This is a genomic window from Enterobacter cloacae complex sp. GYL001, from assembly GCF_049237125.1.
GTDB lineage: Bacteria > Pseudomonadota > Gammaproteobacteria > Enterobacterales > Enterobacteriaceae > Enterobacter > Enterobacter hormaechei_C.
In genome coordinates, this window is the sequence record NZ_JBMKGW010000006.1 from 15,895 (window position 1) to 39,833 (window position 23,939).

Annotated in this window: 27 protein-coding genes, 1 tRNA gene and 1 pseudogene; 27 read left to right on the plus strand and 2 right to left on the minus strand. The window is 53.7% G+C overall.

The window, feature by feature from the left end; all coding sequences use genetic code 11:
• The first annotated feature begins 26 nt into the window (after positions 1-26).
• The 8 genes from ACOTWU_RS12670 (at position 27) to dinB (ending at position 7,232) form a co-directional block, all read left to right on the plus strand.
• Positions 27-1,370 carry a Na(+)-translocating NADH-quinone reductase subunit A gene (locus tag ACOTWU_RS12670; protein ID WP_032647337.1) on the plus strand — a complete coding sequence of 448 codons (1,344 nt, stop codon included), beginning with the start codon at positions 27-29 and terminating at the stop codon, positions 1,368-1,370.
• A gap of 2 nt (positions 1,371-1,372) precedes the next feature.
• The gene (locus tag ACOTWU_RS12675; protein WP_017383123.1) at positions 1,373-2,608 is read left to right on the plus strand and encodes an NADH:ubiquinone reductase (Na(+)-transporting) subunit B; all 1,236 of its coding nucleotides are present in this window, start codon (positions 1,373-1,375) and stop codon (positions 2,606-2,608) included.
• Positions 2,601-3,395, plus strand: a complete 795-nt coding sequence (locus ACOTWU_RS12680; RefSeq protein ID WP_017383124.1) for a Na(+)-translocating NADH-quinone reductase subunit C — start codon at positions 2,601-2,603, stop codon at positions 3,393-3,395. The genes ACOTWU_RS12675 and ACOTWU_RS12680 overlap by 8 nt, the downstream gene beginning before the upstream one ends.
• Positions 3,388-4,026: an NADH:ubiquinone reductase (Na(+)-transporting) subunit D gene (locus ACOTWU_RS12685; RefSeq protein ID WP_045327847.1), complete on the plus strand. Its 639-nt coding sequence runs from the start codon at positions 3,388-3,390 to the stop codon at positions 4,024-4,026. Before ACOTWU_RS12680 ends, ACOTWU_RS12685 begins: the two co-directional genes overlap by 8 nt.
• Before the next feature lie 6 nt (positions 4,027-4,032).
• Complete coding sequence (gene nqrE / locus ACOTWU_RS12690) at positions 4,033-4,629, plus strand: NADH:ubiquinone reductase (Na(+)-transporting) subunit E (protein ID WP_003863217.1); 597 nt, start codon at positions 4,033-4,035, stop codon at positions 4,627-4,629.
• 10 nt (positions 4,630-4,639) lie between these two features.
• The gene (gene nqrF / locus ACOTWU_RS12695; RefSeq protein WP_015571374.1) at positions 4,640-5,863 is read left to right on the plus strand and encodes an NADH:ubiquinone reductase (Na(+)-transporting) subunit F; all 1,224 of its coding nucleotides are present in this window, start codon (positions 4,640-4,642) and stop codon (positions 5,861-5,863) included.
• A gap of 2 nt (positions 5,864-5,865) precedes the next feature.
• Positions 5,866-6,066, plus strand: a complete 201-nt coding sequence (gene nqrM / locus ACOTWU_RS12700; protein ID WP_003863212.1) for a (Na+)-NQR maturation NqrM — start codon at positions 5,866-5,868, stop codon at positions 6,064-6,066.
• A gap of 107 nt (positions 6,067-6,173) precedes the next feature.
• Complete coding sequence (gene dinB, locus ACOTWU_RS12705; protein WP_126499271.1) at positions 6,174-7,232, plus strand: DNA polymerase IV; 1,059 nt, start codon at positions 6,174-6,176, stop codon at positions 7,230-7,232.
• 55 nt (positions 7,233-7,287) lie between these two features.
• Here dinB and pepD read toward each other — a convergent pair whose 3' ends face one another.
• The gene (gene pepD / locus ACOTWU_RS12710; RefSeq protein ID WP_063405160.1) at positions 7,288-8,745 is read right to left on the minus strand and encodes a cytosol nonspecific dipeptidase; all 1,458 of its coding nucleotides are present in this window, start codon (positions 8,743-8,745) and stop codon (positions 7,288-7,290) included.
• Between the two features lie 258 nt (positions 8,746-9,003).
• Between pepD and gpt the strand changes: the two genes are divergently transcribed.
• From gpt to crl, 3 genes are all read left to right on the plus strand, one after another.
• Positions 9,004-9,462, plus strand: a complete 459-nt coding sequence (gpt, locus tag ACOTWU_RS12715; protein ID WP_003863205.1) for a xanthine phosphoribosyltransferase — start codon at positions 9,004-9,006, stop codon at positions 9,460-9,462.
• A gap of 104 nt (positions 9,463-9,566) precedes the next feature.
• Complete coding sequence (frsA, locus tag ACOTWU_RS12720) at positions 9,567-10,811, plus strand: esterase FrsA (RefSeq protein WP_017694464.1); 1,245 nt, start codon at positions 9,567-9,569, stop codon at positions 10,809-10,811.
• Between the two features lie 56 nt (positions 10,812-10,867).
• Entirely contained in the window at positions 10,868-11,269 is a 402-nt protein-coding gene (crl, locus tag ACOTWU_RS12725; RefSeq protein WP_006809999.1) for a sigma factor-binding protein Crl, read from the plus strand.
• A 132-nt stretch (positions 11,270-11,401) separates the two neighbouring features.
• Here crl and phoE read toward each other — a convergent pair whose 3' ends face one another.
• Positions 11,402-12,454: a phosphoporin PhoE gene (gene phoE / locus ACOTWU_RS12730; protein ID WP_048973781.1), complete on the minus strand. Its 1,053-nt coding sequence runs from the start codon at positions 12,452-12,454 to the stop codon at positions 11,402-11,404.
• A 305-nt stretch (positions 12,455-12,759) separates the two neighbouring features.
• Between phoE and proB the strand changes: the two genes are divergently transcribed.
• The 16 genes and pseudogenes from proB to ACOTWU_RS12810 all read left to right on the plus strand — a co-directional run bounded on the left by proB (position 12,760) and on the right by ACOTWU_RS12810 (position 23,658).
• A complete protein-coding gene (proB, locus tag ACOTWU_RS12735) occupies positions 12,760-13,863 on the plus strand; it encodes a glutamate 5-kinase (protein WP_015571369.1) in 1,104 nt (367 codons plus the stop codon).
• 11 nt (positions 13,864-13,874) lie between these two features.
• Positions 13,875-15,128 (plus strand): glutamate-5-semialdehyde dehydrogenase, encoded by a 1,254-nt coding sequence (gene proA / locus ACOTWU_RS12740; protein WP_126499270.1) that lies wholly within the window; start codon positions 13,875-13,877, stop codon positions 15,126-15,128.
• 111 nt (positions 15,129-15,239) lie between these two features.
• A tRNA-Thr gene (locus ACOTWU_RS12745) sits at positions 15,240-15,315 on the plus strand.
• Positions 15,316-15,481: 166 nt separating this feature from the next.
• Complete coding sequence (locus tag ACOTWU_RS12750; protein ID WP_252049389.1) at positions 15,482-16,696, plus strand: phage integrase central domain-containing protein; 1,215 nt, start codon at positions 15,482-15,484, stop codon at positions 16,694-16,696.
• A gap of 68 nt (positions 16,697-16,764) precedes the next feature.
• Positions 16,765-17,361 carry a hypothetical protein gene (locus ACOTWU_RS12755; protein ID WP_045142012.1) on the plus strand — a complete coding sequence of 199 codons (597 nt, stop codon included), beginning with the start codon at positions 16,765-16,767 and terminating at the stop codon, positions 17,359-17,361.
• A gap of 167 nt (positions 17,362-17,528) precedes the next feature.
• Positions 17,529-17,726 carry a helix-turn-helix transcriptional regulator gene (locus ACOTWU_RS12760; RefSeq protein WP_045339018.1) on the plus strand — a complete coding sequence of 66 codons (198 nt, stop codon included), beginning with the start codon at positions 17,529-17,531 and terminating at the stop codon, positions 17,724-17,726.
• A gap of 235 nt (positions 17,727-17,961) precedes the next feature.
• Positions 17,962-18,150: pseudogene (locus ACOTWU_RS12765) on the plus strand (ash family protein); the annotation flags it as partial.
• Between the two features lie 47 nt (positions 18,151-18,197).
• On the plus strand, positions 18,198-18,443 hold the full coding sequence (locus tag ACOTWU_RS12770; protein WP_020802552.1) for a host cell division inhibitor Icd-like protein: 246 nt from the start codon (positions 18,198-18,200) through the stop codon (positions 18,441-18,443).
• On the plus strand, positions 18,436-19,311 hold the full coding sequence (locus tag ACOTWU_RS12775) for a tyrosine-type recombinase/integrase (protein WP_045339021.1): 876 nt from the start codon (positions 18,436-18,438) through the stop codon (positions 19,309-19,311). The genes ACOTWU_RS12770 and ACOTWU_RS12775 overlap by 8 nt, the downstream gene beginning before the upstream one ends.
• The gene (locus ACOTWU_RS12780; protein WP_260681330.1) at positions 19,308-19,430 is read left to right on the plus strand and encodes a hypothetical protein; all 123 of its coding nucleotides are present in this window, start codon (positions 19,308-19,310) and stop codon (positions 19,428-19,430) included. The genes ACOTWU_RS12775 and ACOTWU_RS12780 overlap by 4 nt, the downstream gene beginning before the upstream one ends.
• Complete coding sequence (locus ACOTWU_RS12785; protein WP_045339024.1) at positions 19,427-19,630, plus strand: hypothetical protein; 204 nt, start codon at positions 19,427-19,429, stop codon at positions 19,628-19,630. The genes ACOTWU_RS12780 and ACOTWU_RS12785 overlap by 4 nt, the downstream gene beginning before the upstream one ends.
• A 10-nt stretch (positions 19,631-19,640) precedes the next feature.
• Complete coding sequence (locus ACOTWU_RS12790) at positions 19,641-19,955, plus strand: DUF4222 domain-containing protein (protein ID WP_045339026.1); 315 nt, start codon at positions 19,641-19,643, stop codon at positions 19,953-19,955.
• A complete protein-coding gene (locus ACOTWU_RS12795; RefSeq protein ID WP_421625767.1) occupies positions 19,952-21,715 on the plus strand; it encodes a DNA primase family protein in 1,764 nt (587 codons plus the stop codon). The genes ACOTWU_RS12790 and ACOTWU_RS12795 overlap by 4 nt, the downstream gene beginning before the upstream one ends.
• Before the next feature lie 413 nt (positions 21,716-22,128).
• Positions 22,129-22,302 carry a hypothetical protein gene (locus ACOTWU_RS12800; RefSeq protein ID WP_014830800.1) on the plus strand — a complete coding sequence of 58 codons (174 nt, stop codon included), beginning with the start codon at positions 22,129-22,131 and terminating at the stop codon, positions 22,300-22,302.
• Complete coding sequence (locus ACOTWU_RS12805; protein ID WP_045339030.1) at positions 22,299-23,084, plus strand: hypothetical protein; 786 nt, start codon at positions 22,299-22,301, stop codon at positions 23,082-23,084. Before ACOTWU_RS12800 ends, ACOTWU_RS12805 begins: the two co-directional genes overlap by 4 nt.
• A gap of 247 nt (positions 23,085-23,331) precedes the next feature.
• Positions 23,332-23,658, plus strand: coding sequence for a hypothetical protein (locus ACOTWU_RS12810; protein ID WP_126546520.1), 327 nt, complete (start codon positions 23,332-23,334; stop codon positions 23,656-23,658).
• Positions 23,659-23,939 lie beyond the last annotated feature (281 nt).

Sequence of the window (23,939 nt, forward strand, 5' to 3'; positions counted from 1 at the left end):
GTTGTTCATGGATACCTGCTAACCACATGTTTAGAATCAGAAAAGGACTCGATCTGCCAATCTCTGGCGTGCCTGAACAGCACGTCACCACCGGCGCCAGTATTCATCATGTCGCTATTGTAGGTGATGATTACGTGGGCATGCGTCCCGCGATGCTGGTACAGGAAGGCGATCGCGTAATAAAAGGTCAGGCGCTCTTCGAGGATAAAAAAAATCCTGGCGTTATGTTTACAGCCCCAGCCAGCGGCACCGTTGTCGCCATCCATCGTGGTGAGCGTCGCGTCCTGCAATCGGTTGTTATTCAAATTGAAGGCGATGAGAAACGCGAATTTGCGCGTTTTGACGCCGCCGATCTTGCCACCCTCAGCCACGACGCGGTGCAGACGCAACTGCTGGAGTCGGGACTGTGGACGGCGCTTCGCACGCGCCCCTATAGCAAAACGCCCGTGCCTGGCACTGTGCCGGCCGCTATCTTCGTCACGGCCATCGACACCAACCCGCTTAGCGCAGATCCGCAGCCTCTTATCCTGGCGGAACGAAACGCTTTCGATGCCGGCCTCACCGTGTTAACGCGCCTGACGCCGGGTAAAGTGCATGTCTGTCAGGCCAGCGGCGGTAAGCTGGGCGGGCATCCGCAAGGGCAGGTAGCCTTTAATGAATTTGCCGGCCCGCATCCGGCCGGGCTGGTGGGAACGCATATTCATTTCCTGGAGCCGGTAAGCCTGACGAAACAGGTCTGGCATCTTAATTATCAGGACGTGATCGCTATCGGTAAGCTATTCACCACGGGTGAGCTGTGCGCAGAACGCATTATTGCCATCGGCGGCCCTCAGGCAACCCAACCGCGTCTGGTTCGCACGCTGCTTGGGGCAGACCTGACGGCGCTGTTGGCTGGCGAAACGAAAGAGGGTGAAAACCGTATTATTTCCGGTTCGGTGCTGAGCGGCAGGCACGCGACAGGCCCGATGGCCTGGCTGGGTCGTTTCCATCTTCAGGTGAGCGTTGTGCTTGAAGGACGCGAGAAAGAGCTGTTCGGCTGGGTACTGCCTGGTGCAGAAAAATACTCTGTAACCCGCACCACGCTCGGCCACTTCCTGCGTCGTAAGCTGTTTAACTTCTCCACCAGCACCAACGGCGGTGAGCGCGCCATGGTTCCGATTGGCAACTACGAACGCGTGATGCCGCTGGATATTCTGCCCACCGTGCTGCTGCGCGATCTCCTGGCCGGCGATACCGACGGTGCCCAGGCGTTGGGCTGTCTGGAGCTGGACGAAGAAGATCTGGCGCTGTGTACCTATGTGTGTCCAGGTAAATACGAATATGGACCCGTATTGCGCGAGGTGTTAACCCGCATTGAGCAGGAAGGATAACCATGGGCTTAAAACACCTCTTTGAAAAAATTGAGCCGCACTTTACCGAAGGGAAGCTCAAAAAGTACTACCCGCTGTATGAAGCGACAACGACCATTTTCTACACGCCGGGTCTGGTGACGAAAGGCGCGGCGCACGTTCGCGACGCCATCGACCTCAAGCGAATGATGATTCTGGTCTGGTTTGCGGTCTTCCCGGCCATGTTCTGGGGGATGTATAACGTTGGGTTGCAAACTATTCCGGCGCTGCACCATATGTACAATGCAGAGCAGCTGGCGCAGGTGATTCAGTCTGACTGGCACTATCGTCTGGCGCAGTCGCTGGGGGTGAGCTTTGCGGCAGATGCCGGCTGGATCAGCATGATGACGCTGGGCGCTGTCTTCTTCCTCCCCATCTATATGACTGTCTTTATCGTCGGCGGTTTCTGGGAGGTGCTGTTCGCTATTATTCGCAAACATGAGATCAACGAGGGCTTCTTTGTTACCTCTATTCTGTTTGCGCTGATTGTTCCGCCAACGCTGCCGCTCTGGCAGGCGGCGATGGGGATCAGCTTTGGCGTGGTGATTGCCAAGGAGATCTTCGGCGGGACCGGACGCAACTTCCTCAATCCGGCGCTGGCAGGGCGCGCGTTCCTGTTCTTTGCTTATCCGGCGCAAATCTCGGGCGACCTGGTGTGGACGGCAGCAGACGGATTCTCCGGCGCGACGCCACTTTCACAGTGGGCGGCTGGCGGCGGCGAAACGCTGGTCAATAATGCAACCGGACAGCCTGTCACCTGGTTTGATGCGTTTATCGGCAATATTCCAGGCTCCATCGGTGAAGTGTCTACCCTGATGATTTTGATCGGCGGGGCCATCATCCTCTTTGGCCGCGTGGCGTCCTGGCGCATTGTCGCAGGCGTCATGCTCGGGATGGTACTCACCGCCACGCTTTTCAACTTCATTGGTTCAGACACAAACCCGATGTTCTCCATGCCGTGGTACTGGCACCTTGTGCTGGGAGGCTTTGCGTTTGGCATGATGTTCATGGCCACCGATCCGGTCTCGGCTTCGTTTACCGACAGAGGTAAATGGTGTTACGGCGCGCTCATTGGGGTGATGTGTGTACTGATTCGCGTGGTCAACCCGGCTTATCCGGAAGGGATGATGTTGGCCATTCTGTTTGCCAATCTGTTTGCGCCGCTGTTCGACTACCTGGTCGTGCGCGCCAACATTAAGCGGAGGAAGGCGCGTGGCTGAGATCAAAAATAACGACAGCATCAGCAAAACGCTGCTGGTGGTGCTGGTACTGTGTCTGGTCTGTTCCATTGTCGTGGCCGGTTCTGCCGTAGGGTTAAAGCCGCTACAGCAGGAGCAACGAGCGCTGGATAAACAGCGTAACATCCTGGCCGTGGCCGGGCTGATGCAGGAAGGCATGACGAAGGATGACGTCGCAGCGGTGTTTGCCGAACGTATTACCGCACGGCTGGTGGATTTAAAAACCGGGGAGTTAATGGATAAAGACCCGGCGAAATACAACCAGGCGCTGGCGCTAAAAGATCCGCAGATGAGCACCACGCTTGACGCCTCGCAGGATCCGGCAGGCATTAAGCGCCGCAGCAATGTCGCGGAGATTTACCTCGTCCGTGACGAGCAAAAGCGCATCCAGGAAATCGTGTTGCCCATCTATGGCAACGGTTTATGGTCAATGATGTACGCCTTTGTGGCGTTGGAAACCGATGGTCGTACGGTCAAAGGCATTACTTATTACGATCAGGGCGAAACACCAGGGCTGGGAGGCGAAGTTGAGAACCCTAACTGGCGGGCACAGTTTGTTGGTAAAAAAGTGCTCGACGACAACGGCCAGCCTGCGCTGAAGGTGGTGAAAGGGGGCGCGCGTCCCGGCGATGAATTTGCCGTTGATGGCCTTTCCGGTGCCACGCTCACCTCTAACGGTGTGCAGCACAGCTTTGATTTCTGGATGGGTGAACTGGGCTTTGGTCCCTTCCTGAAGAATGTACGTGAAGGAGCGCTGAATAATGGCTGATACGGGTGAACTGAAAGAAGTTAAAAAGGTGCTGATTGGCCCGCTGTTAGCCAATAACCCGATAACGCTACAGGTGCTGGGGGTGTGCTCGGCGCTGGCGGTGACCACCAAGCTGGAAACGGCGGTGGTCATGACGCTGGCGGTAACGCTGGTGACAGCGTTTTCCAGCATGTTTATCTCAATGATCCGCCACCACATACCCAACAGCGTGAGGATCATCGTGCAGATGGCGATTATCGCCTCGCTGGTGATCGTGGTCGATCAGCTCCTGCGCGCCTTCGCCTATGAAACCTCGAAGCAGCTTTCGGTGTTTGTCGGCCTGATAATCACCAACTGCATCGTGATGGGGCGTGCTGAAGCCTATGCGATGAAAATGCCACCGCTGGCGAGCTTTATGGACGGTATTGGCAACGGCCTGGGTTACGGCGTGATCCTGTTGACGGTTGGTTTCCTGCGCGAACTTATTGGCAGCGGCAAGCTGTTTGGCATTCCGGTGCTGGATACGGTACAGAACGGCGGCTGGTATCTGCCGAATGGCCTGTTCCTGCTGGCCCCAAGCGCATTTTTCATTATCGGTTTGCTGATCTGGTTAATTCGTACGTTGAAGTCTGAACAGCAGGAAAAGGAGTAACCGACAATGGCTCATTACCTGAGTTTATTTGTGCGCGCGGTGTTTGTTGAAAACATGGCGCTCGCTTTCTTCCTGGGCATGTGTACGTTCCTTGCCGTTTCTAAAAAGGTATCGACGGCATTTGGTCTGGGCGTGGCAGTTACCGTTGTGCTGGGGCTTTCCGTTCCGATTAACAACCTGGTATTCAACTTCGTGCTGCGCGATGGCGCGCTGGTGGAGGGGGTTGATCTTAGCTTCCTGAACTTCATCACCTTTATCGGAGTGATTGCGGCGCTTGTTCAGATCCTGGAGATGATCCTCGATAAATACTTCCCGTCGCTGTACAACGCGCTGGGGATCTTCCTGCCGCTGATCGCCGTGAACTGCGCCATCTTCGGTGGCGTCTCGTTTATGGTTCAGCGCGATTACAACTTCAGTGAATCGGTTGTGTATGGCTTCGGTTCCGGTATCGGCTGGATGCTGGCGATTGTCACCATGGCGGGGATCCGTGAAAAAATGAAATATGCCAACGTACCTGCGGGGCTTCGTGGCTTAGGGATCACCTTTATCACCACCGGCCTGATGGCGTTGGGCTTTATGTCCTTCTCCGGTGTGCAGCTATAAGGGCTAACAGATGGAAATTATTCTTGGCGTGGTGATGTTCACGCTGATAGTACTGGTGCTGTCAGGGCTGATCCTGGCGGCGCGTGCGAAGCTGGTCAATTCCGGGGATGTGATCATTGATATCAATGACGATCCGCAGAATCAGATCCGTACCCCGGCAGGGGATAAGCTGCTTAACACGCTCTCCGGCAACGGGATTTTTGTCTCGTCTGCCTGTGGCGGCGGTGGCTCCTGTGGCCAGTGCCGTGTGACGGTCAAAGAGGGCGGCGGTGATATTCTGCCAACGGAACTGTCGCATATCACGAAGCGTGAAGCGAAAGAGGGATGCCGTCTGGCGTGCCAGGTCGCTGTGCGCCAGAACATGAAGATTGAGCTGCCGGAGGAGATCTTCGGCGTGAAAAAATGGGAATGCGAAGTTATCTCTAACGATAACAAAGCCACGTTCATCAAAGAGCTCAAACTGCGTGTCCCTGAAGGGGAGAGCGTCCCGTTCCGTGCGGGTGGGTATATCCAGATTGATTGTCCGGCACACACCGTCGCGTATGCTGACTTCGATGTGCCTGAGGAGTACCGGGCAGACTGGGATAAATTTAACCTCTTCCGCTTTGTTTCCGAGGTAAAAGAGCCCGCGCTTCGCGCCTATTCCATGGCTAACTATCCGGAAGAGAAGGGCATTATTATGCTCAACGTGCGTATCGCCACGCCGCCACCGAATGTGCCTGATGCCCCTCCTGGCGTCATGTCGTCGTATATCTGGTCCCTCAAGCCTGGCGACAAAGTGACGATTTCCGGCCCGTTCGGCGAATTCTTTGCCAAAGATACTGACGCGGAGATGGTCTTTATCGGCGGCGGTGCGGGTATGGCGCCGATGCGTTCGCATATTTTTGACCAGCTCAAACGACTTGGCAGCAAGCGTAAGATCAGCTTCTGGTACGGGGCGCGTTCACTGCGCGAAATGTTCTATGACGATGAGTTTGAACAACTGGCGCGTGATAACCCTAACTTTACCTTCCATGTGGCGCTATCCGATCCGCAGCCGGAAGATAACTGGACAGGCTATACGGGCTTCATCCACAACGTGCTGTATGAAAATTACCTCAAACAGCACCCGGCACCGGAAGACTGCGAGTTCTATATGTGTGGTCCACCAATGATGAACGCCGCCGTGATTAAGATGCTAAAAGATCTTGGCGTGGAAGATGAGAACATCATGCTTGATGATTTCGGAGGCTGATTATGCTGACTTTTCTGGCGACCTTTGCGGTGTTTGTGCTGGTGATCTTCGGCATGTCCTTAGGCTGGATCATCAAGCGTAAAAGCATTCAGGGCAGTTGCGGAGGCATCTCTTCCATCGGAATGGAAAAAGTGTGCGATTGTCCGGAACCGTGCGATGCGCGGAAGAAGCGGATGGCTCGCGAGCAGCAACGTATTATTTAGTCTTCCAGGTCGGGTAAGGCAACGCCGCCACCCGACAATTCCTCCGCGCACTTCTCAACCCTCATTTGTTTACTGTATACTTATCCAGTAATAAGTGAGGGCTTACTATGCGCAAAATAATCCATGTCGATATGGACTGCTTTTTTGCCGCAGTGGAGATGCGTGACAACCCGGCGCTGCGGGATATTCCGATCGCCATTGGCGGCAGCCGGGTTCAGCGCGGTGTCATCAGCACCGCCAACTATCCTGCTCGCAAATACGGTGTACGCAGCGCCATGCCGACAGCGATGGCGCTGAAACTGTGTCCGCATCTCACTCTTTTGCCCGGACGTTTTGATGCCTATAAAGAAGCATCGAGCCACATTCGGGAGATCTTCTCCCGCTACACCTCACTGATTGAACCGTTATCGCTGGATGAAGCCTATCTGGATGTCACCCACAGCGTGCACTGCCACGGCTCCGCCACCCTCATGGCGCAGGAGATCCGCCAGACTATTTTTAATGAGCTGAACCTGACGGCATCGGCAGGCGTCGCGCCGGTAAAATTTCTCGCCAAAATCGCCTCCGATTTAAATAAGCCCAACGGCCAGTACGTCATCACTCCGGAAGAGGTTCCGGCGTTTTTAAAGACGCTGCCGCTCAGCAAAATCCCCGGCGTGGGCAAAGTCTCCGCCGCGAAGCTGGAAAATATGGGGCTACGCACCTGCGAAGACGTTCAGCGCAGCGATCTGGCGCTGCTGCTTAAGCGTTTTGGCAAGTTTGGCCACGTACTGTGGGAACGCAGTCAGGGCATTGATGACCGGGATGTGAACAACGAACGGCTGCGTAAATCGGTCGGCGTTGAACGCACGCTGAGCGAAGATATCCATGACTGGACCGAGTGTGAAACCATTATTACGGAACAGCTTTATCCTGAGCTTGAACGACGCTTACTGAAGGTCAAACCGGATCTGCTTATTGCCCGACAGGGCATCAAACTGAAATTTAACGATTTTCAGCAGACGACGCAGGAGCACGTCTGGCCACGCCTCAACAAAGAGGATCTTATCGCGACGGCGAAAAAGGCGTGGGAAGAACGGCGGGGCGGACGAGGAGTGAGGCTGGTGGGGCTGCACGTCACCTTGCTGGATCCGCAGCTGGAGCGTCAACTGGTGTTGGGACTGTAGATTACGCTAATCGTAGGCCCGGCAAGCGTAGCGCCACCGGGCATCAAACGGCTAATTACTTAACAGGAATTGCTTTCAGCAGCTCAGTCAGCAGCGTCCAGTAGTGACCGACGCTTTCAATGTGAACCTGCTCATCCGGGGAGTGTGGCCCGGTGATGGTTGGCCCGATGGAGACCATGTCCATATCCGGATACGGTTTCTTGAACAGACCACACTCCAGACCCGCATGAATAACCTGAATATTCGGGGTGCTGTTGAACAGACGCTGATAAGTTTCACGCACCAGTGCCATGACCGGAGAACTTGCATCCGGCTGCCAGCCCGGGTAGCTGCCTTTTGCAGACGTTTTCGCGCCCGCCAGGGTACCCAGAGATTCCAGCATGCTCACAACGTACTCTTTACCGCTGTCGATCAGGGAACGGATCAGGCAGATGATCTCTGCGCTGTCGTCACCCATGGTCACCACGCCCACGTTCAGGGAGGTTTCCACCACGCCTTTCGCCACGTCAGAGTTGCGAATAACGCCGTTTGGCGTTGCGTTCAGCAGCTGGACGAACGTGTCACGAGACTGTGCGGTCAGCGCGGCTTTATCCGTCGTAACGGACTCCAGCACCACCGTCAGGTTTTTCTCTTTCGCAGACAGTTCGTTTTTCAGGATCTCCAGATACACGCTGGAGAGGTTTTTCAGCTCGTCCGCTTTCGACGTAGGCACCGCCACGGTAGCGAAGGCTTCGCGAGGGATCGCGTTACGCAGAGTACCGCCGTTGAAGTCCACCAGACGCAGATCCAGTTCAGCGGCATGGCCCGCCAGAAAACGCGCCAGCAGTTTGTTGGCGTTGCCCAGGCCCAGGTGAATATCACCGCCGGAGTGACCGCCTTTCAGCCCTTTCAGCGTCAGCTTAAAGGTCTCGAATCCGGCAGGGATCGCTTCGCGGGACAGCGGCAGGGTAGAGATAAAATCGATCCCGCCCGCGCAGCCCATGTAGATCTCACCCTCTTCTTCGGAGTCGGTGTTGATCAGAATGTCCGCTTGCAGCCAGTTTGCCTGGAGACCGAACGCGCCATCCATGCCCGCTTCTTCAGTCATGGTCAGCAGCACTTCCAGCGGACCGTGTTCAACGCTGTCGTCAGCCAGCACGGCCAGCGCGGAAGCCATACCAATGCCGTTATCTGCGCCCAGAGTCGTGCCGCGCGCCTTCACCCACTCACCGTCGATGTACGGCTGGATCGGGTCTTTTGTGAAGTCGTGAACGGTGTCGTTGTTTTTCTGCGGAACCATATCCAGGTGCGCCTGCAATACCACTGGCTTACGGTTTTCCATACCTGCGGTGGCAGGTTTGCGGATAAGAATATTGCCAACCTGGTCGCGCTCAGCGTGCAGACCTTTTTCCTTCGCCCAACCCATAATATGTTCGGCAAGCTGTTCTTCGTGATAGGAAGGGTGCGGAATGGAGCAGATTTTGGCAAAAATATCCCACAGCGGCTGTGGAGATAATTGAGACAGTTCAGACACGATAGGTCTCCTTGTCGTTGCGCTGCAAAACAATGTTGCAGGTCACAGGGTTAGCAGGTTAATCGTTACCACAAGTCAGGCTTGCGAGATGCAACTGAGAATACCACTTTCTCCCGTGGCTGGTAGCATTAAGCATGTAAAAACTCAGGCTCATGGCGCGTAACACTGGTTTTTAGTGCGTCAGATCTCTATAATCTCGCGCAACCTGGTTCACCCTCATTTTTTTAAGCCGTATATAAACAGGCTGGGACACTTCACATGAGCGAAAAATACGTCGTCACCTGGGACATGTTGCAGATTCACGCACGCAAACTGGCTGCGCGTCTGATGCCTTCCGAACAGTGGAAAGGCATTATTGCCGTCAGCCGTGGCGGTCTGGTACCGGGGGCGCTGCTGGCTCGTGAGCTGGGTATTCGTCATGTCGATACCGTATGTATCTCCAGCTACGATCACGACAACCAGCGCGAACTGAAAGTGCTGAAACGCGCGGAAGGCGACGGTGAAGGCTTTATCGTTATCGACGATCTGGTGGACACCGGCGGTACCGCGGTGGCTATCCGCGAAATGTATCCAAAAGCGCACTTCGTCACGATCTTCGCGAAACCAGCGGGTCGCCCACTGGTTGATGATTACGTTATTGATATCCCGCAGGATACCTGGATTGAACAGCCATGGGATATGGGCGTGGTCTTCGTACCGCCTATCTCTGGCCGTTAATTTCAGTACGTAACTTTACACGCCCGGTTATGCCGGGCGTTGTTCTTTTTACCCTGCCACGCGTTACAATGGTCTTCATATGACGTATCCATGGAGGCAACGCAATGACGCAGGCGAATCTTACCGAAACTCTCTTCAAACCCCGTTTCAAGCACCCTGAAACGTCGACGCTGGTGCGTCGGTTTAATCCGGGGACAATGCCTGCCGTTCAGTCAGCGTTAGACGGTAAGAACGTGCCCCACTGGTATCGAATGATTAACCGCCTGATGTGGATCTGGCGCGGCATCGATCCGCGTGAAATCCTCGACGTGCAGGCGCGTATCGTGATGAGTGAGTCCGAGCGTACCGACGGCGATCTCTACGATACGGTGGTGGGCTACCGTGGTGGAAACTGGATCTACGAATGGTCAAAGCAGGCCATGCTCTGGCAGCAAAAAGCGAGCCAGGAAGAAGATGCCACTCTCAGCGGAAAGCACTGGCTGCATGCGGCAAATCTGTACAGCATCGCTGCATATCCGCATCTTAAAGGCGACGAACTGGCAGAGCAGGCCCAGGCGCTGGCAAACCGGGCTTATGAAGAGGCCGCGCAGCGGTTGCCTGGCCGGATGCGTGAAATTGAGTTCGCCATTCCCGGTGGCAGCCCGGTGACCGGATTCCTGCATATGCCGGAGGGGGAAGGGCCGTTCCCGACGGTTCTGATGTGCGGTGGACTGGACTCGTTACAAATTGACTATTACAGCCTGTATGAGCGCTACTTTGCCCCAAACGGAATCGCCATGCTGACGCTTGATATGCCTTCCATTGGTTTTTCATCCAAATGGAAACTTACGCAAGACTCCAGCCTGCTGCACCAGCATGCTTTAAAAGCGCTGGAGAATATCCCTTGGGTTGACCACACCCGGGTTGGCGCGTTTGGCTTCCGCTTTGGCGCTAACGTCGCGGTACGGCTTGCCTACCTTGAATCTTCACGCCTGAAGGCCGTCGCCTGTCTTGGCCCGGTGGTGCATGCTCTGTTAAGCGATCCTGCGCGTCAGGGTAGCGTTCCTGAGATGTATCTGGACGTGCTGGCGAGCCGACTTGGCATGCATGATGCTTCAGACGAAGCGTTGCGCATTGAACTTAATCGTTATTCATTAAAAACGCAGGGCTTACTCGGCCGCCGCTGCCCAACCCCAATGATGTCCGGTTTCTGGAAGAACGATCCGTTTAGCCCGGAAGAGGAGTCACGCTTAATCACGTCGTCATCTTCTGATGGTAAATTGCTGGAGGTACCCTTCAGCCCGGTGTACCAGAATTTTGACAAAGCGCTGAAAGAGATCACACGCTGGATCACGCAGAGATTGTGTTAATAGTTTGCTAAATTTCGTTGGTTTGGTAAAACAGTGCTTCACAAAAGGAGATCGCAATGACGTTACCGAGTGGACACCCGAAAAGTAGACTGATTAAGAAGTTCATGGCTCTTGGCCCGTATATTCGAGAAGAGCAGTGTGAAGAGAATCGCTTTTTTTTCGACTGCCTGGCTGTTTGCGTCAACGTGAAGCCTGCACCCGAAAAACGTGAGTTCTGGGGCTGGTGGATGGAAATGGAAGCACAGGAAAACCGTTTTACCTATAGCTATCAGTTTGGCCTGTTTAATAAAGACGGGCACTGGCAGGCGACGAGCATCAAAGATCAGGAAGTGATCGATCGCCTGGAGCATACGCTAAAAGAATTTCACGGCAAAGCTCGCGACCTGCTGGCAACGCTGGATCTGAAGCTGGAGCCTGCGGACGATTTTTCCAGCGAAGCGGTGAAACTGAGAGCCTGATGATGTCACAGCGCCGGGTGGCGGCTACGCCTTACCCGGCATGAAAAATGTACTATCCCGTATGCCCGGTAAGCACAGCGTCACCGGGCACAAAAAAACCGGCTCAGCGCCGGTTTTTTTATTACCACAACATCAGAACTGGTAGGTCATGCCCAGCGCAACGATATCATCGCTGCTTACGCCCAGTTTATTATCGTCATCGATCTGGTTGATCTTATAATCAACAAACGCAGACATATTTTTGTTGAAATAATATGTCGCACCTACGTCGATGTATTTCACGATATCTTCATCGCCGATACCTTCGATATCTTTGCCTTTAGACTGCACGTAGCCCAGAGATGGACGCAGACCAAAGTCAAATTGATATTGTGCGACCACTTCGAAGTTTTGCGCTTTATTTGCAAAGCCACCGGAAATAGGGGCCATATTGCGGGTTTCGGAATAGATAGTGGCCAGATAAATATCGTTGGCATCATATTTCAAACCGGTTGCCCAGCCTTCTGCTTTTTTACCTTCGCCGCGTGCCTGAAGGTTTTGATCGTTAGTGCGATCGGAGCTGGCATAGGCACCAATCACAGAAAAATCGCTGCCGCCGAAGTCATAGCTCAGGGAGGTACCGAAGCCGTCACCGTTTTGCTTCTTCACGTCGCGGTTTTGATTTTTGCCCTGGTATTGCAGGGTCATGTTCAGGCCGTCAACCAGGCCAAAGAAATCGGTATTACGGTATGTGGCCAGACCGGAGGCGCGTTTCGTCATGAAGTTATCGGTCTGCGCCAGGCCGTCACCGCCGAACTCCGGGAACATATCGGTGTATGCGGCGACGTCATACAGCGCGCCCAGGTTACGGCCGTAATCCAGTGAGCCGAAGTCTTTCAGTTTCAGCCCGGCAAATGCCAGACGTGTTTTTTGAGAAGAGTCGCTCTCAGCTTTGTTACCTGCGAACTCAGCTTCCCAACGTCCGTAGCCGGTCAGCTGATCGTTAATCTGCGTTTCACCCTTAAAGCCGAAACGAACGTAAGTCTGGTCACCATCCTTAGCGTCATCATCACTGATGTAGTGCATTGCTTTTACTTTGCCGTACACGTCCAGTTTATTCCCGTTTTTATTATAAACTTCTGCTGCCTGAACAGATGCGGAAGCAACTACGCCCATTACCACTAATGCCAGAGTGCTCTTTTTCATTTTCAATCCTGATTTTATAAAAACGCGCTAATATTCGCTGAGCAATAAGATTCGACTTATTACCCCGTGAAAAACAGGAAGGGTTTTATCGTTCGTGGGTGAAAGTTTTATGACAAAGTAAGAATATGTCTAAAAAAGTATGTTTTAATTTTTCGGTAATAAAATTGTCAAAATCTGCCGCTACGCTTCCTGATCCCGCGCAACAAAGTGACGGGTCATGCGCTAAGGCAGTTGGCAACGGAGCTGACACCTGTTAAAACGTCTGACTGACATCATTTTCCCTTATTGTTGAACGGCAGAGAATCATGAGTGACAGCCAGACGCTGGTGGTAAAACTCGGTACCAGTGTGTTAACAGGCGGATCGCGCCGCCTGAATCGTGCCCATATCGTTGAGCTTGTACGTCAGTGCGCTCAGTTGCATGCCGCAGGGCATCGTATTGTGATTGTGACTTCCGGGGCGATTGCCGCCGGGCGTGAACACCTGGGCTACCCCGAACTCCCCGCGACGATCGCCTCCAAACAGCTGCTGGCCGCCGTGGGACAAAGCCGACTCATACAGCTCTGGGAACAACTGTTCTCCATCTACGGCATTCACGTCGGGCAGATGCTGCTGACGCGTGCGGATATGGAAGACAGAGAACGTTTCCTGAACGCCCGCGATACGCTGCGTGCACTGCTGGATAACCATATCGTTCCGGTCATTAACGAAAACGACGCTGTTGCCACCGCTGAAATCAAAGTAGGCGACAACGATAACCTCTCTGCGCTGGCGGCGATCCTGGCAGGGGCCGATAAGCTGCTGCTTCTGACCGATCAGCAGGGGCTGTTTACCGCTGACCCGCGCTCTAATCCACAGGCTGAACTGATCAAAGACGTTCACGGCATTGACGATGCGCTGCGTGCCATTGCGGGTGACAGCGTTTCTGGTCTGGGGACCGGCGGCATGGGCACCAAGCTCCAGGCCGCGGACGTGGCGTGCCGGGCCGGTATCGACACCATCATCGCCGCGGGCAGCCGTCCGGGTGTGATCGGTGATGTGATGGAAGGCATCTCTGTGGGCACTCGCTTCCACGCCCAGGCGTCCCCGCTGGAAAACCGAAAACGCTGGATCTTTGGTGCGCCCCCGGCTGGCGAATTGACCGTGGATGAAGGCGCGACCGCCGCTATTCTGGAAAGAGGAAGCTCGTTACTTCCAAAAGGAATTAAAAGCGTGACAGGCAACTTCTCGCGTGGTGAAGTGATCCGAATCCGTAACCTTGAAGGTCGCGACATCGCTCATGGCGTAAGTCGTTATAACAGCGACGCACTGCGTCGGATTGCTGGTCACCATTCCCAGCAGATCGACGCCATCCTGGGCTATGAATATGGCCCGGTTGCCGTGCATCGTGACGACATGATTATTCGTTAAGGAGCCAGAACATGCTGGAACAAATGGGCGCAGCCGCGAAAGCCGCCTCTTATAAACTGGCGCTCCTTTCCAGCCGCGAGAAAAATCGCGTGCTGGAAAAAATCGCTGATTATCTGGAATCTCAGTCGCAGGAAATTTTGCTCGCCAACGAGCAGGATCTGCTGGAAGCGCGTCGCAACGGCTTGAGTGAAGCGATGCTCGATCGTCTGGCGCTGACCCCGGCGCGTCTGAAAGGTATTGCCGACGACGTCCGTCAGGTGTGCAACCTCGCCGACCCGGTAGGGCAGGTGATTGACGGTGGGGTGCTCGACAGCGGATTACGCCTTGAGCGTCGCCGCGTGCCGCTTGGCGTCATTGGGGTGATTTACGAAGCGCGTCCAAACGTGACGGTGGATGTCGCCTCCCTGTGCCTGAAGACCGGTAATGCCGCGATCCTGCGTGGCGGGAAGGAGACCTGGCGCACCAACGCCGCGACGGTAAACGTCATTCAGCAGGCGCTGGAGGAGTGTGGTTTACCGGCGGGTGCCGTGCAGGCGATTGAAAGCCCCGACCGTGCGCTGGTCAACGAGATGCTGCGCATGGACAAATACATCGACATGCTGATCCCACGCGGCGGCGCGGGCTTGCACAAGCTGTGCCGTGAGCAATCTACCATTCCGGTGATCACCGGTGGTATTGGCGTATGCCATATCGTAGTGGATGACACCGCGGAGGAAGAACCTGCGCTGAAGATTATCGTCAACGCTAAAACACAGCGTCCAAGCACCTGTAATACTGTGGAAACGCTGCTGGTCCATCAGGGCATCGCCAGTACCTTCCTGCCAGCGCTGAGCAAGCAGATGGCGGAAAGTGGCGTCACGCTGCATGCGGATGAGAAGTCTCTCGCCCTGCTGAAAGACGGTCCGGCGAAGGTCGTTCCGGTTAACGCGGAGCAGTACGACGATGAGTATTTGTCGCTGGATCTGAACGTGAAGGTGGTTGCGGATCTCGATGACGCTATTGCGCACATTCGTGAACACGGAACCCAGCATTCTGACGCGATCCTGACGCGCACCCTGCGCAATGCCGATCGGTTTGTGAATGAAGTGGATTCGTCTGCGGTTTACGTGAATGCCTCGACGCGCTTCACCGATGGCGGCCAGTTTGGTCTGGGCGCGGAGGTGGCTGTGAGCACTCAGAAGCTGCATGCCCGCGGTCCGATGGGGCTGGAAGCGCTGACCACCTACAAGTGGATCGGCTACGGTGATGATACGATTCGTGGGTAAATAATCGCGGGTGATGCAAAAATAGCCGTTTGATTCAAAAGGGCATTGACGCATCACCCGGTTAGATCTACTCTTTTGCCCCGTGGTTACGCTCGTAACCGGCCTTTCAGGGCCGATATAGCTCAGTTGGTAGAGCAGCGCATTCGTAATGCGAAGGTCGTAGGTTCGACTCCTATTATCGGCACCATTCTAACGTCTCCCCAAGTCTACTAAAGTTCACTGAAACCCCTTATACTCTGCGCTTTACAGCCCCTTTTAGTATTTCTATGTCTACTAAAGTTCCCTGAAATCTACAGTCGTTTGGGGGTACTTATGGGGGTATATGCTGTTCGGTCTAGAGGAGGTACCCCCAAGTGAAACTAAACGCCCGGCAGGTGGACACCGCCAAACCTAAAGATAAGCCTTACAAGCTGGCTGATGGTGGTGGTTTGTATCTCCTGATTAAACCTAATGGCGGCAAATACTGGCGGCTCAAGTATCGTGTAGCCGGCAAAGAGAAGCTGTTAGCGCTGGGTGTGTATCCTGAAGTCACATTGGCCGATGCTCGGGCAAAACGTGAAGAAGCCAAAAGGGGTATCGCTGGGGGTATCGATCCTATGGAAGCGAAACGGGAAGAGAAGATCGCCCGTGAAACGCAGTTAAACAACACCTTCAAAGATATTGCCCTTGAGTGGCACAGTAGCAAACTAAAAAAATGGTCTGCTGGGTATGCTTCAGACATCCTGGAGGCTTTCAACAAAGATGTGTTCCCTTACATTGGCAAAAAACCAATAGCCGATATCAAACCGCTTGAACTGTTGAATATGCTGCGGCGCATTGAGGGGCGCGGCGCTACAGAAAAGGCCAAAAAAGTTAGGCAGCGCTGCGGGGAAGTTTTCCGTTACGCAATAGTCACCGGGCGTGCTGAGTATAACCCCGCTCCGGATCTCACCAGCGCCATGCAAGGGCATGAGTCCAATCATTATCCTTTCCTCACACCGAAAGAATTGCCTGATTTCTTCAAGGCGTTGTCAGGATATACAGGAAGCGCGTTAGTAGTTTTGGCTGCTCGTCTGCTGATTATCACCGGCTTGCGTACCGGCGAACTCCGCGGGGCATTTTGGGATGAAATCAATATCAGTAAGGCGGTCTGGGAAATACCAGCCTCACGCATGAAAATGCGTCGCCCTCATGTAGTACCGTTGTCCAGGCAAGCTCTTACGCTTATTGGCCAGCTCCAAGAGCTAACAGGCAATTACCCGCTTATGTTCCCTGGCCGTAACGATCCGCGAAAAACAATGAGTGAAGCCAGCATAAACCAAGTCTTTAAGCGGATTGGCTATAACGGAAAAGTCACCGGGCACGGTTTCCGGCACACCATGAGTACCATCCTGCACGAACAGGGCTACAACACCGCGTGGATTGAAACGCAGCTGGCACACGTCGACAAAAACTCTATACGAGGAACGTACAACCACGCCCAGTATCTGGATGGCCGCCGCGATATGCTCCAGTGGTATGCCGACTATATGGAGGCGTTGGAAAATGGCGAAAATGTAGTGCACGGAACGTTTGGGAAAAGCGTTTAACTGTATGTATAGACAGTGCTAATTGACAGTAGTAGACTTCTGTAGACTATCGTTAGCAGGAAGCTTTTATGCGAGAAAACATCCTCAACATGCCCCATCATCTTCGCCGACAACGTGTGGTCACTGCTGAGCAGGCTGCAATGGCTATGGCTGGCGTGTACAGTTGTTCACGCTTAGATGAGTTGAAAGCTAAATTCCCTCCTGAGATCTACAACATTGCTTCCAGTTACTTGAGGATAATTTTGAGTGCTGTAAACGCAGAAGAACTACATCCCAAGAGAACATGGTCTAGCTCACCTGGCGGAGATATCACTGGAGCTGATTTTTATTCCAATGATATTTGGCCTTGGGCTGTTAAAGAAATATCAGCTACAGATAGTTGGTTTGGATGTGATCCAGATAGCTCTAGCGAAAAGTACCAGCCTTTACGAAGCGGGTGGGGCGAGTTTGCTGGTAAAGATACAGCGTTAAAACTGATCGCTGGAATGGCTATTGCGCTTGAAAAATCAGGTGGTAAATATGTTCGCGGTAAAAATTTGAACAAATCCGAAGTTGCTAGGAGTGCTTCAAGAAGCATATTGGAACATGGCGATGGCATCGATGTGACAGATAAGGCATTGACTATGCTAATTAATGAAGCTCTGAACACATACGCTTCCAAATAGCTCGTAAGGATTTCCGAAAAGTCGATCTACAGGTACTAAAACTTCTGGCCGTACTTCTATTTCAGTGGAAGTGCTGCTTCCAACTGATTTACCGTGACTTCCACAACTACCCGCATATTTTTGCTGAAATATACCTCGTAGACCACATTAGACTTCGAGAGGTATATATGTCCCAATCCCTTATCCGCTTACCTGAAGTTCAGCGCAGAACCGGCTATAGCAAGGCTTGGATCTATCGACTCATGGCTGAGCAACGTTTCCCCTCATCCATAAAGATTGGTTCTCGAGCAATCGCTTTCATTGAAAGCGAAATTGATGAATGGATTAGTGAGCGCATTGAATCGTCACGCAGCCAAACGAACTGAGATTCCGTGAGCAGAGATAATTTGCGAGAGTTTGCACTTCGGATCTCGCAGAATAAGTTTGTCGCGACAGCTCACTAAACAATTCAAAAAGGTTAATGCCATGAAGAATAATTATGCCCGTCTGGGGCAGGGCTTCGCTCACCCTAAAAACTCCTTGCCTTGTTATTCAACTGAAGGGTATGCTTTAAAAGCACCAGCAAAATCTGGTGCCAGGATTGGCGTCCTGAATGACTGTATGGCGACACATGACGCGCCAAGCGTCTTTTTTTGTGCCGTTGATCCGTCTCACCTATTTTCACGCGTTGTGGTTCAAAACCGCTCTGCAAGCAAAATTATGGTGGGCTGGGTGGGGGCGGAGAAATCCGCGCCGGAGTCCATACAGTCCGGTTACGCCAACCCTGCTCAGTCCACCACCAGTGAAATTGGCGTTTCCGGTGGTGGTTATCTAGACCACTGTATGGAGGCTGCCACATGGCTACTACCCCAACCCAAAAACTGCCCAAATTCACCTGGCTTTTCCTCGGTACGCCGAAAGGCCGGACCTGCACTCCCGTTGTTATCCGCATCGTTGCCGACAGTGAGCAAGAAGCCCGCGAGTTTTATTCCCGCTGGGATCTTATCTTTGCCGCCAAAATTCGCTCTGAATGTTCGCTTTATCAATACAGCAGCGGCGCGTTTGAACTGGATGTTGCGAAATTGGGAGGTAGCCATGTTTAACCTCCAGACCCTGACAGCTAAAGCCCGCGAGCTGCGCGGCAACGTGGTAAAAGCCACTACTACGAAAGGTAGCCGCACCATGACCCCCGTTTACGAACGGGAAGAGCAGCGCAAACTGCGCGAACGCATCCAGCAGACCCAGCCGGACTGGGTTTTACTCTGGTGGGATATTGCGACCGTTACCGGCTGGCGTACCAGCGACGTGTGCAACTTCCGTTACTCTTGCATTAGCTGGGAAACAGGCATTGCAACGATCATCGTAGCGAAGCAGACCAAAGCAGCAGAAGCCAGAGCGACCCGTAAGGGGATCGAGATTGTTCGCCAGCAGCGCAAGGACGCCGCCCGGCTTGCTGGAGATCACATTGCCTACATGCACTGGGATAGCGTGAGCTGCGACGAGCTGGCCGCCGGTATGACGGAGGAAGAACAGGCGATTGTGTTTGAGCTGGTGGCAAAGGCTGAGGTTAAGCATGATACCAAACAGCTGCCGCCGGGCATCATCAAACGACTGCGAGAACGCATGGAGCGCAATCTTATCGGTGACGACCTGGTATTTTCCCGCAGCCAGATTGAAAGCAACCGTTGCCAGTCTCTGGAAGGTAGCGTGAGCCGCCAGACAATCTGGAAGAAACTGCACAACGTAATGCTGTGGTTTACCCGCGTCGTAAACACGCGTCTGCGCCTAAGTGCCTACTCCAGCCGCAAAATTGCCGCTTTTAATCTAATGTCCGCCGGCGGCGAACAGGGCTTGCTGATAGCCTCTGAAATGCTCGGTCACAGTAACCCGGCAATCACCCGAACTTACCTCCAGTTAGGCAGTAAGGCCTCCGCCATTCAATCCCGTCTGGCCATGGAGGTATCTGTATGAAATTGGTTATCCAATTTTGCCGTCTCGGCGCTTTTGCCGATCACGCATCTGAGCAATTAAATAGCGCGCGATATTGTTTTGCCAGCCAGTCATTAAGTGAAGGGGAGATGAAATTATGACTCCTGTTTACGATATGGTTCGCCGGGTCGACGGCAAAAACGTTTTCAGTTTCCCGGCCGGCGGCCGCTATCTGGTGGACACGTCAAATGGTCTTCAGTCGATGCGCCCCCTTATGGACGACGAGATCATTTTTACGGTGGAGAGTGCCGCGCGCTTTCTGAGGAAAATTGGTTATCAGGTAATCCCGCCAGCGGCGTGAGGTAAAAAATATGACGATTAAAAATTCCGGCTTAGCTGCTGGTGGCCGCGCTCACCCTGAAATCAGGCCGGGCGATAAATGGAAGGACGGTCGGGGCAACATCGTAATTATCGAAAGTTACCGATTCGACAGAGTGACATATTGCCGCGAGGGGTACAGCTCACCGTGTTTTTGCACGCCAGAAAGACTGGCGCGGGAATTTGAATTTATTTCTTCTGCGCCGGGCACCGGTGGAAGAGATATCGATCGAATTATGCGGGTGCAGGGCATCGAACGAATTCGGGTTATGCGGGAAATCATCAGGGAGCGAGGGAACAGAAAATGAAGAATGCACCAAACCTTAAAAAGCAGCCGGCGGATCTCATGGAGGAGTCAATCATCTTTGCCGGCGCCGATGCCTGGACGTTCGCCAAAGCATGGCAGGAAATGAACCCGATTGGCGATACGGTGCCGCCGGTTGTGCTGGATAAAAAGCAGCTGGCAGAGCTGGAGAATATCCGCATTGTGGATGATGGCCGGCTCTATGCCCGGGTTTGCCGCGGCGGGCATCTGACCGAACGGCAGATAACCATTCTCGCGACAAAGCTGGCGGTGGCCGGCGTGGAGCGCGCGCAATTCTACTCTGAAGGTTATCAGCTTCTGGAGGACTGGACGCCGCAGCTGCCGCGCCTCAAAGCCGATGCGGAAGCCGGCAAAAGCATGGTGATCGGCAAACCGCTGACGGATGTAAACCTCCGCGACCTGGCTGATAACGAAAAGGCGCTCATACTGGCCGCGCGTTACACCGGCATAGCAATCAACGAAAACAGCGAGGGCGTGTACGTCTACCGCGCCGGCATTTGGGAGAAAACGTCTCTGCTCGAGCTGAGCCGCGAAATGGTGGCTATCTACAACGAGAACAAAACCAACTTCAGCAAGCGCGCGATCAACAACGTTATCGACGCCCTGAAAATCGTTATCCCGGTGATGGGGGAGCCGCGGCGGAGCCTGATCCCCTTTGCAAACGGTGTCTACGATATGGAAACCGGCGTTTTCTCCGAACACAGCCAGGATAACTGGCTGACCAACCACAACGGCGTGACCTACACGCCGGCGGTGCCGGGCGAAAACCTCCGCGACCACGCGCCGAACTTCCATAAGTGGCTAAGTTACGCATCAGATAGAGACGCAATTAAGATGCAGCGCATCGCTGCAGCGCTCTTTATGGTGCTGGCGAACCGGTACGACTGGCAGCTGTTCCTCGAGATAACCGGGGAGGGCGGCAGCGGGAAAAGCGTCTTCACCCATATCGCGACGATGCTGGCCGGCGCGCATAACACCGCCAGCGGGAACATGGCGGCGCTCGACAGCGCGCGCGGGCGGGCGCAGTTCGTCGGCAAGAGCATGATAACGCTTCCTGATCAGCCCAAATATTCAGGTGAGGGCACCGGGATAAAGGCAATCACCGGCGGGGACGCGGTGGAGATCGACCCGAAACACGAGCACCAGTACACCGCCGTTCTGCAGGCGGTGGTTGTGGCCACGAACAACACGCCGATGATTTTCACCGAACGTGCCGGCGGCGTTTCCCGGCGCCGCGTAATTTTCCAGTTTAACCGGCGCGTCAGCGAAGAGGATAAGGATCCCGAACTGGCAGAAAAGATATCCGCTGAAATTCCGGTGGTTGTTCGTCGGCTGCTGGCAACCTTTTCGGACCCGGAAAAAGCGCGGGCGCTGCTGCTGGAGCAACGGAACAGCGAAGAAGCACTGGAGGTGAAGCAGAAAACGGATCCCTTGTACGCCTTCTGTGCGCATCTGGAGCGCCTGGCTGATTGCGTGGGAATGCTGGTGGGCAACCGTAACCCGCCTCATCGCCCCCGCATTTACCTCTATCACGCTTATCTGACGTTTCTTGAGGCTAACGGTTTCGAGAAGCCGCTGACGCTGAATAAATTCTCTGAGGGAATGGAAAGCGCCATGCGGGAGTTTAATCACGAGTACCGCAAAGAGAGAAAGACCCGCGGCGTGGTGACGAACGTCGAACTTTCAGAGAGTGCGGAGGACTGGCTGCCGCAGGCGCACCCGTTAGCTGAGGAAAAAAGATGAATGTTTAGCTAAATATGGCGAAAGGTGTTCATAGTGTTCATTGATTGGGTAAAGTTCAATTAAATCAATAAGATTTACTATGAACACCTTTGTGTAAGGTATTCATAGGGTATTCATAGTCTTCATAGGTCACTTTAACTCTGTGCTCATAAAGTAAACAGAAATATGAACACCATGAACACTTGTAACCCCTGTATGTAGACCGGTGTTCATAGGTTAATTTATTGTTTTGTATGTAATTTATAGCCTTTATGAACACCATGAACACCTTGAGGGCAAATTCTTTAAAACGCATCCACTCTTTTCACGTTGTGGACCCCTGCTATTTCATTAATATCGTTTCATAAATCGCAATTGATGAATTGATTGTTGCGATTAATGGAACTTTAACGATCGCTATAACAGGGGGCATTATGAGCAAGGTTAACGTTAAGCCCGTTCTGCTGAACGGGGAGCAGATTCAGGCTCTGAAAACCATCCAGGAGAGGGAGCGCCAGAAGTCAGGCATGGGGATCGCGCCGTCAATCCATGCTGTTGCGCGCAAGGTATTTGATGCGGGGCTGTCAAAAATGGAGGCAGGGCAATGAGCTACTCAATCAAAATTGGGAAACACAGCATCGAGCTGGCGGGTTATGCCGGTAAGGTTGTTGCGCCAAATACTCAGATGGCCGCTTTATTCCGTGGTATGGCGGGCGAACTCACCAGCCTGAGGACAACGGCGCAGCAGGCCGAAGCTGAGGCGGATTTGCTGGACGTTATCCGCAACGATCCGGATCTGAACGAACAGGCAAAAAACCGCAGGGCAGGTGAAGCCCGGAACCCGGACACGCTCAAAGACTTTACCCGCGGGGTGGCAGCCGTAAGCGAGCAGGCCGCAAACATTCTCGATTACCTTAAGAACAAGCTCGCTCCGGTTAATCCACTGGCATCTGATGATGTTCAGGGATTCATGCGTGACAGCGAAATGCGCCAGGCATTCGCCCGACTGGATCGCCGCAGCCAGGAAAAAATGCTGCTGTCGATGCACAGTGGAAAGCATCAGGAGCTGGCGGACGCCTTACTAAGGGCGCACGCGGTGTGTTCGGGGCTCGATACGGAACAGCTGAAACGTCTCGGCTTCTCCCGTATTGCATCAGAGAACGGGCAGGTGATTAGCGCGGTTGCCGATCTGGTCGACGCGGTGAGGAAAGACGTCGCACAAATTACAGCTGTCCGAACCTGGTATAACAATCTCGTGTACGGGAAGAACGACGATCCATCAGAAGTTCTGCCCCGTATGACCGGCCTTGATCAGTTAAGCGAACATGTCAGCGCGATGCTCAAAGGCAGCCAGCGGCAGACACATTCAGAAGAGAAGCAGGCCGCCTGAGGGCGGCTTTTTTCTGCCCGGAGGGAAATACAGGATGCTGTTAAGTAAATCAGCCTACGCCAGGCATATGGGCGTCAGCCGGCAAACTGTTTACGGCTGGATAGCCCGCGGTGAAATTGTAATTTCAGGCGATAAAGTGGATGTTGACGCATCGCAGGCTAAACAAAATTCTGCTGGTGCTGGTGCTGGTGCTGGTGCTGGTGCTGGTGCTGGTGCTGGTGCTGGTGCTGGCGAACACCAGACTGAGATGACGTGGGCGCAGGCCGCCGCATGGGTATGGAAGCATGACGGCGGGAAAGTGCTGCCGGCTGATATTAATGCTGGCCAGAGGATAGAGGCCGCAGCCGCTGAGCTGGGTTTTGATGTTCAGCACGAGCCCGAAGAGCAACTGCTGATTCTCTTCCGGCCGGATGAAGAAACCCACAGCTTCTATGGCAAAGACCGTGCCGCGGGCGCTTTACGGTTTCTTCGTTCTGAGCTGGCCTACGTTGCCACAATGCACCCCGATACGCCGGATGACTGGAACAAAACAGGTTTAATGTCACTCTGCCTGCTGGACGGCGAAAAACTGTAAACCCCCAACCCCTCAAACTTGACACTTTTTCGCGAGAAACTGGGAAAAGTGTCAACCCAACCTAACGGATCCTGACGCCTACGAACAGCAGCTACAGCAGAAGTGTAAAGGGCTGGCGTTAAGAATTGTTGAGCCTTGGTTGTTAGCTTTTGTTAATCCTGATGCGAAGCAGGGCAGGTGTCAGCCTGTTATGGTTTGTTATGCCTTACTAGGGAAAACTAGGGGTAAAGTGTCAGCCGCTACCGCTTTAGAAAACTTCAGTTAAAACGAAGGTGCCATTT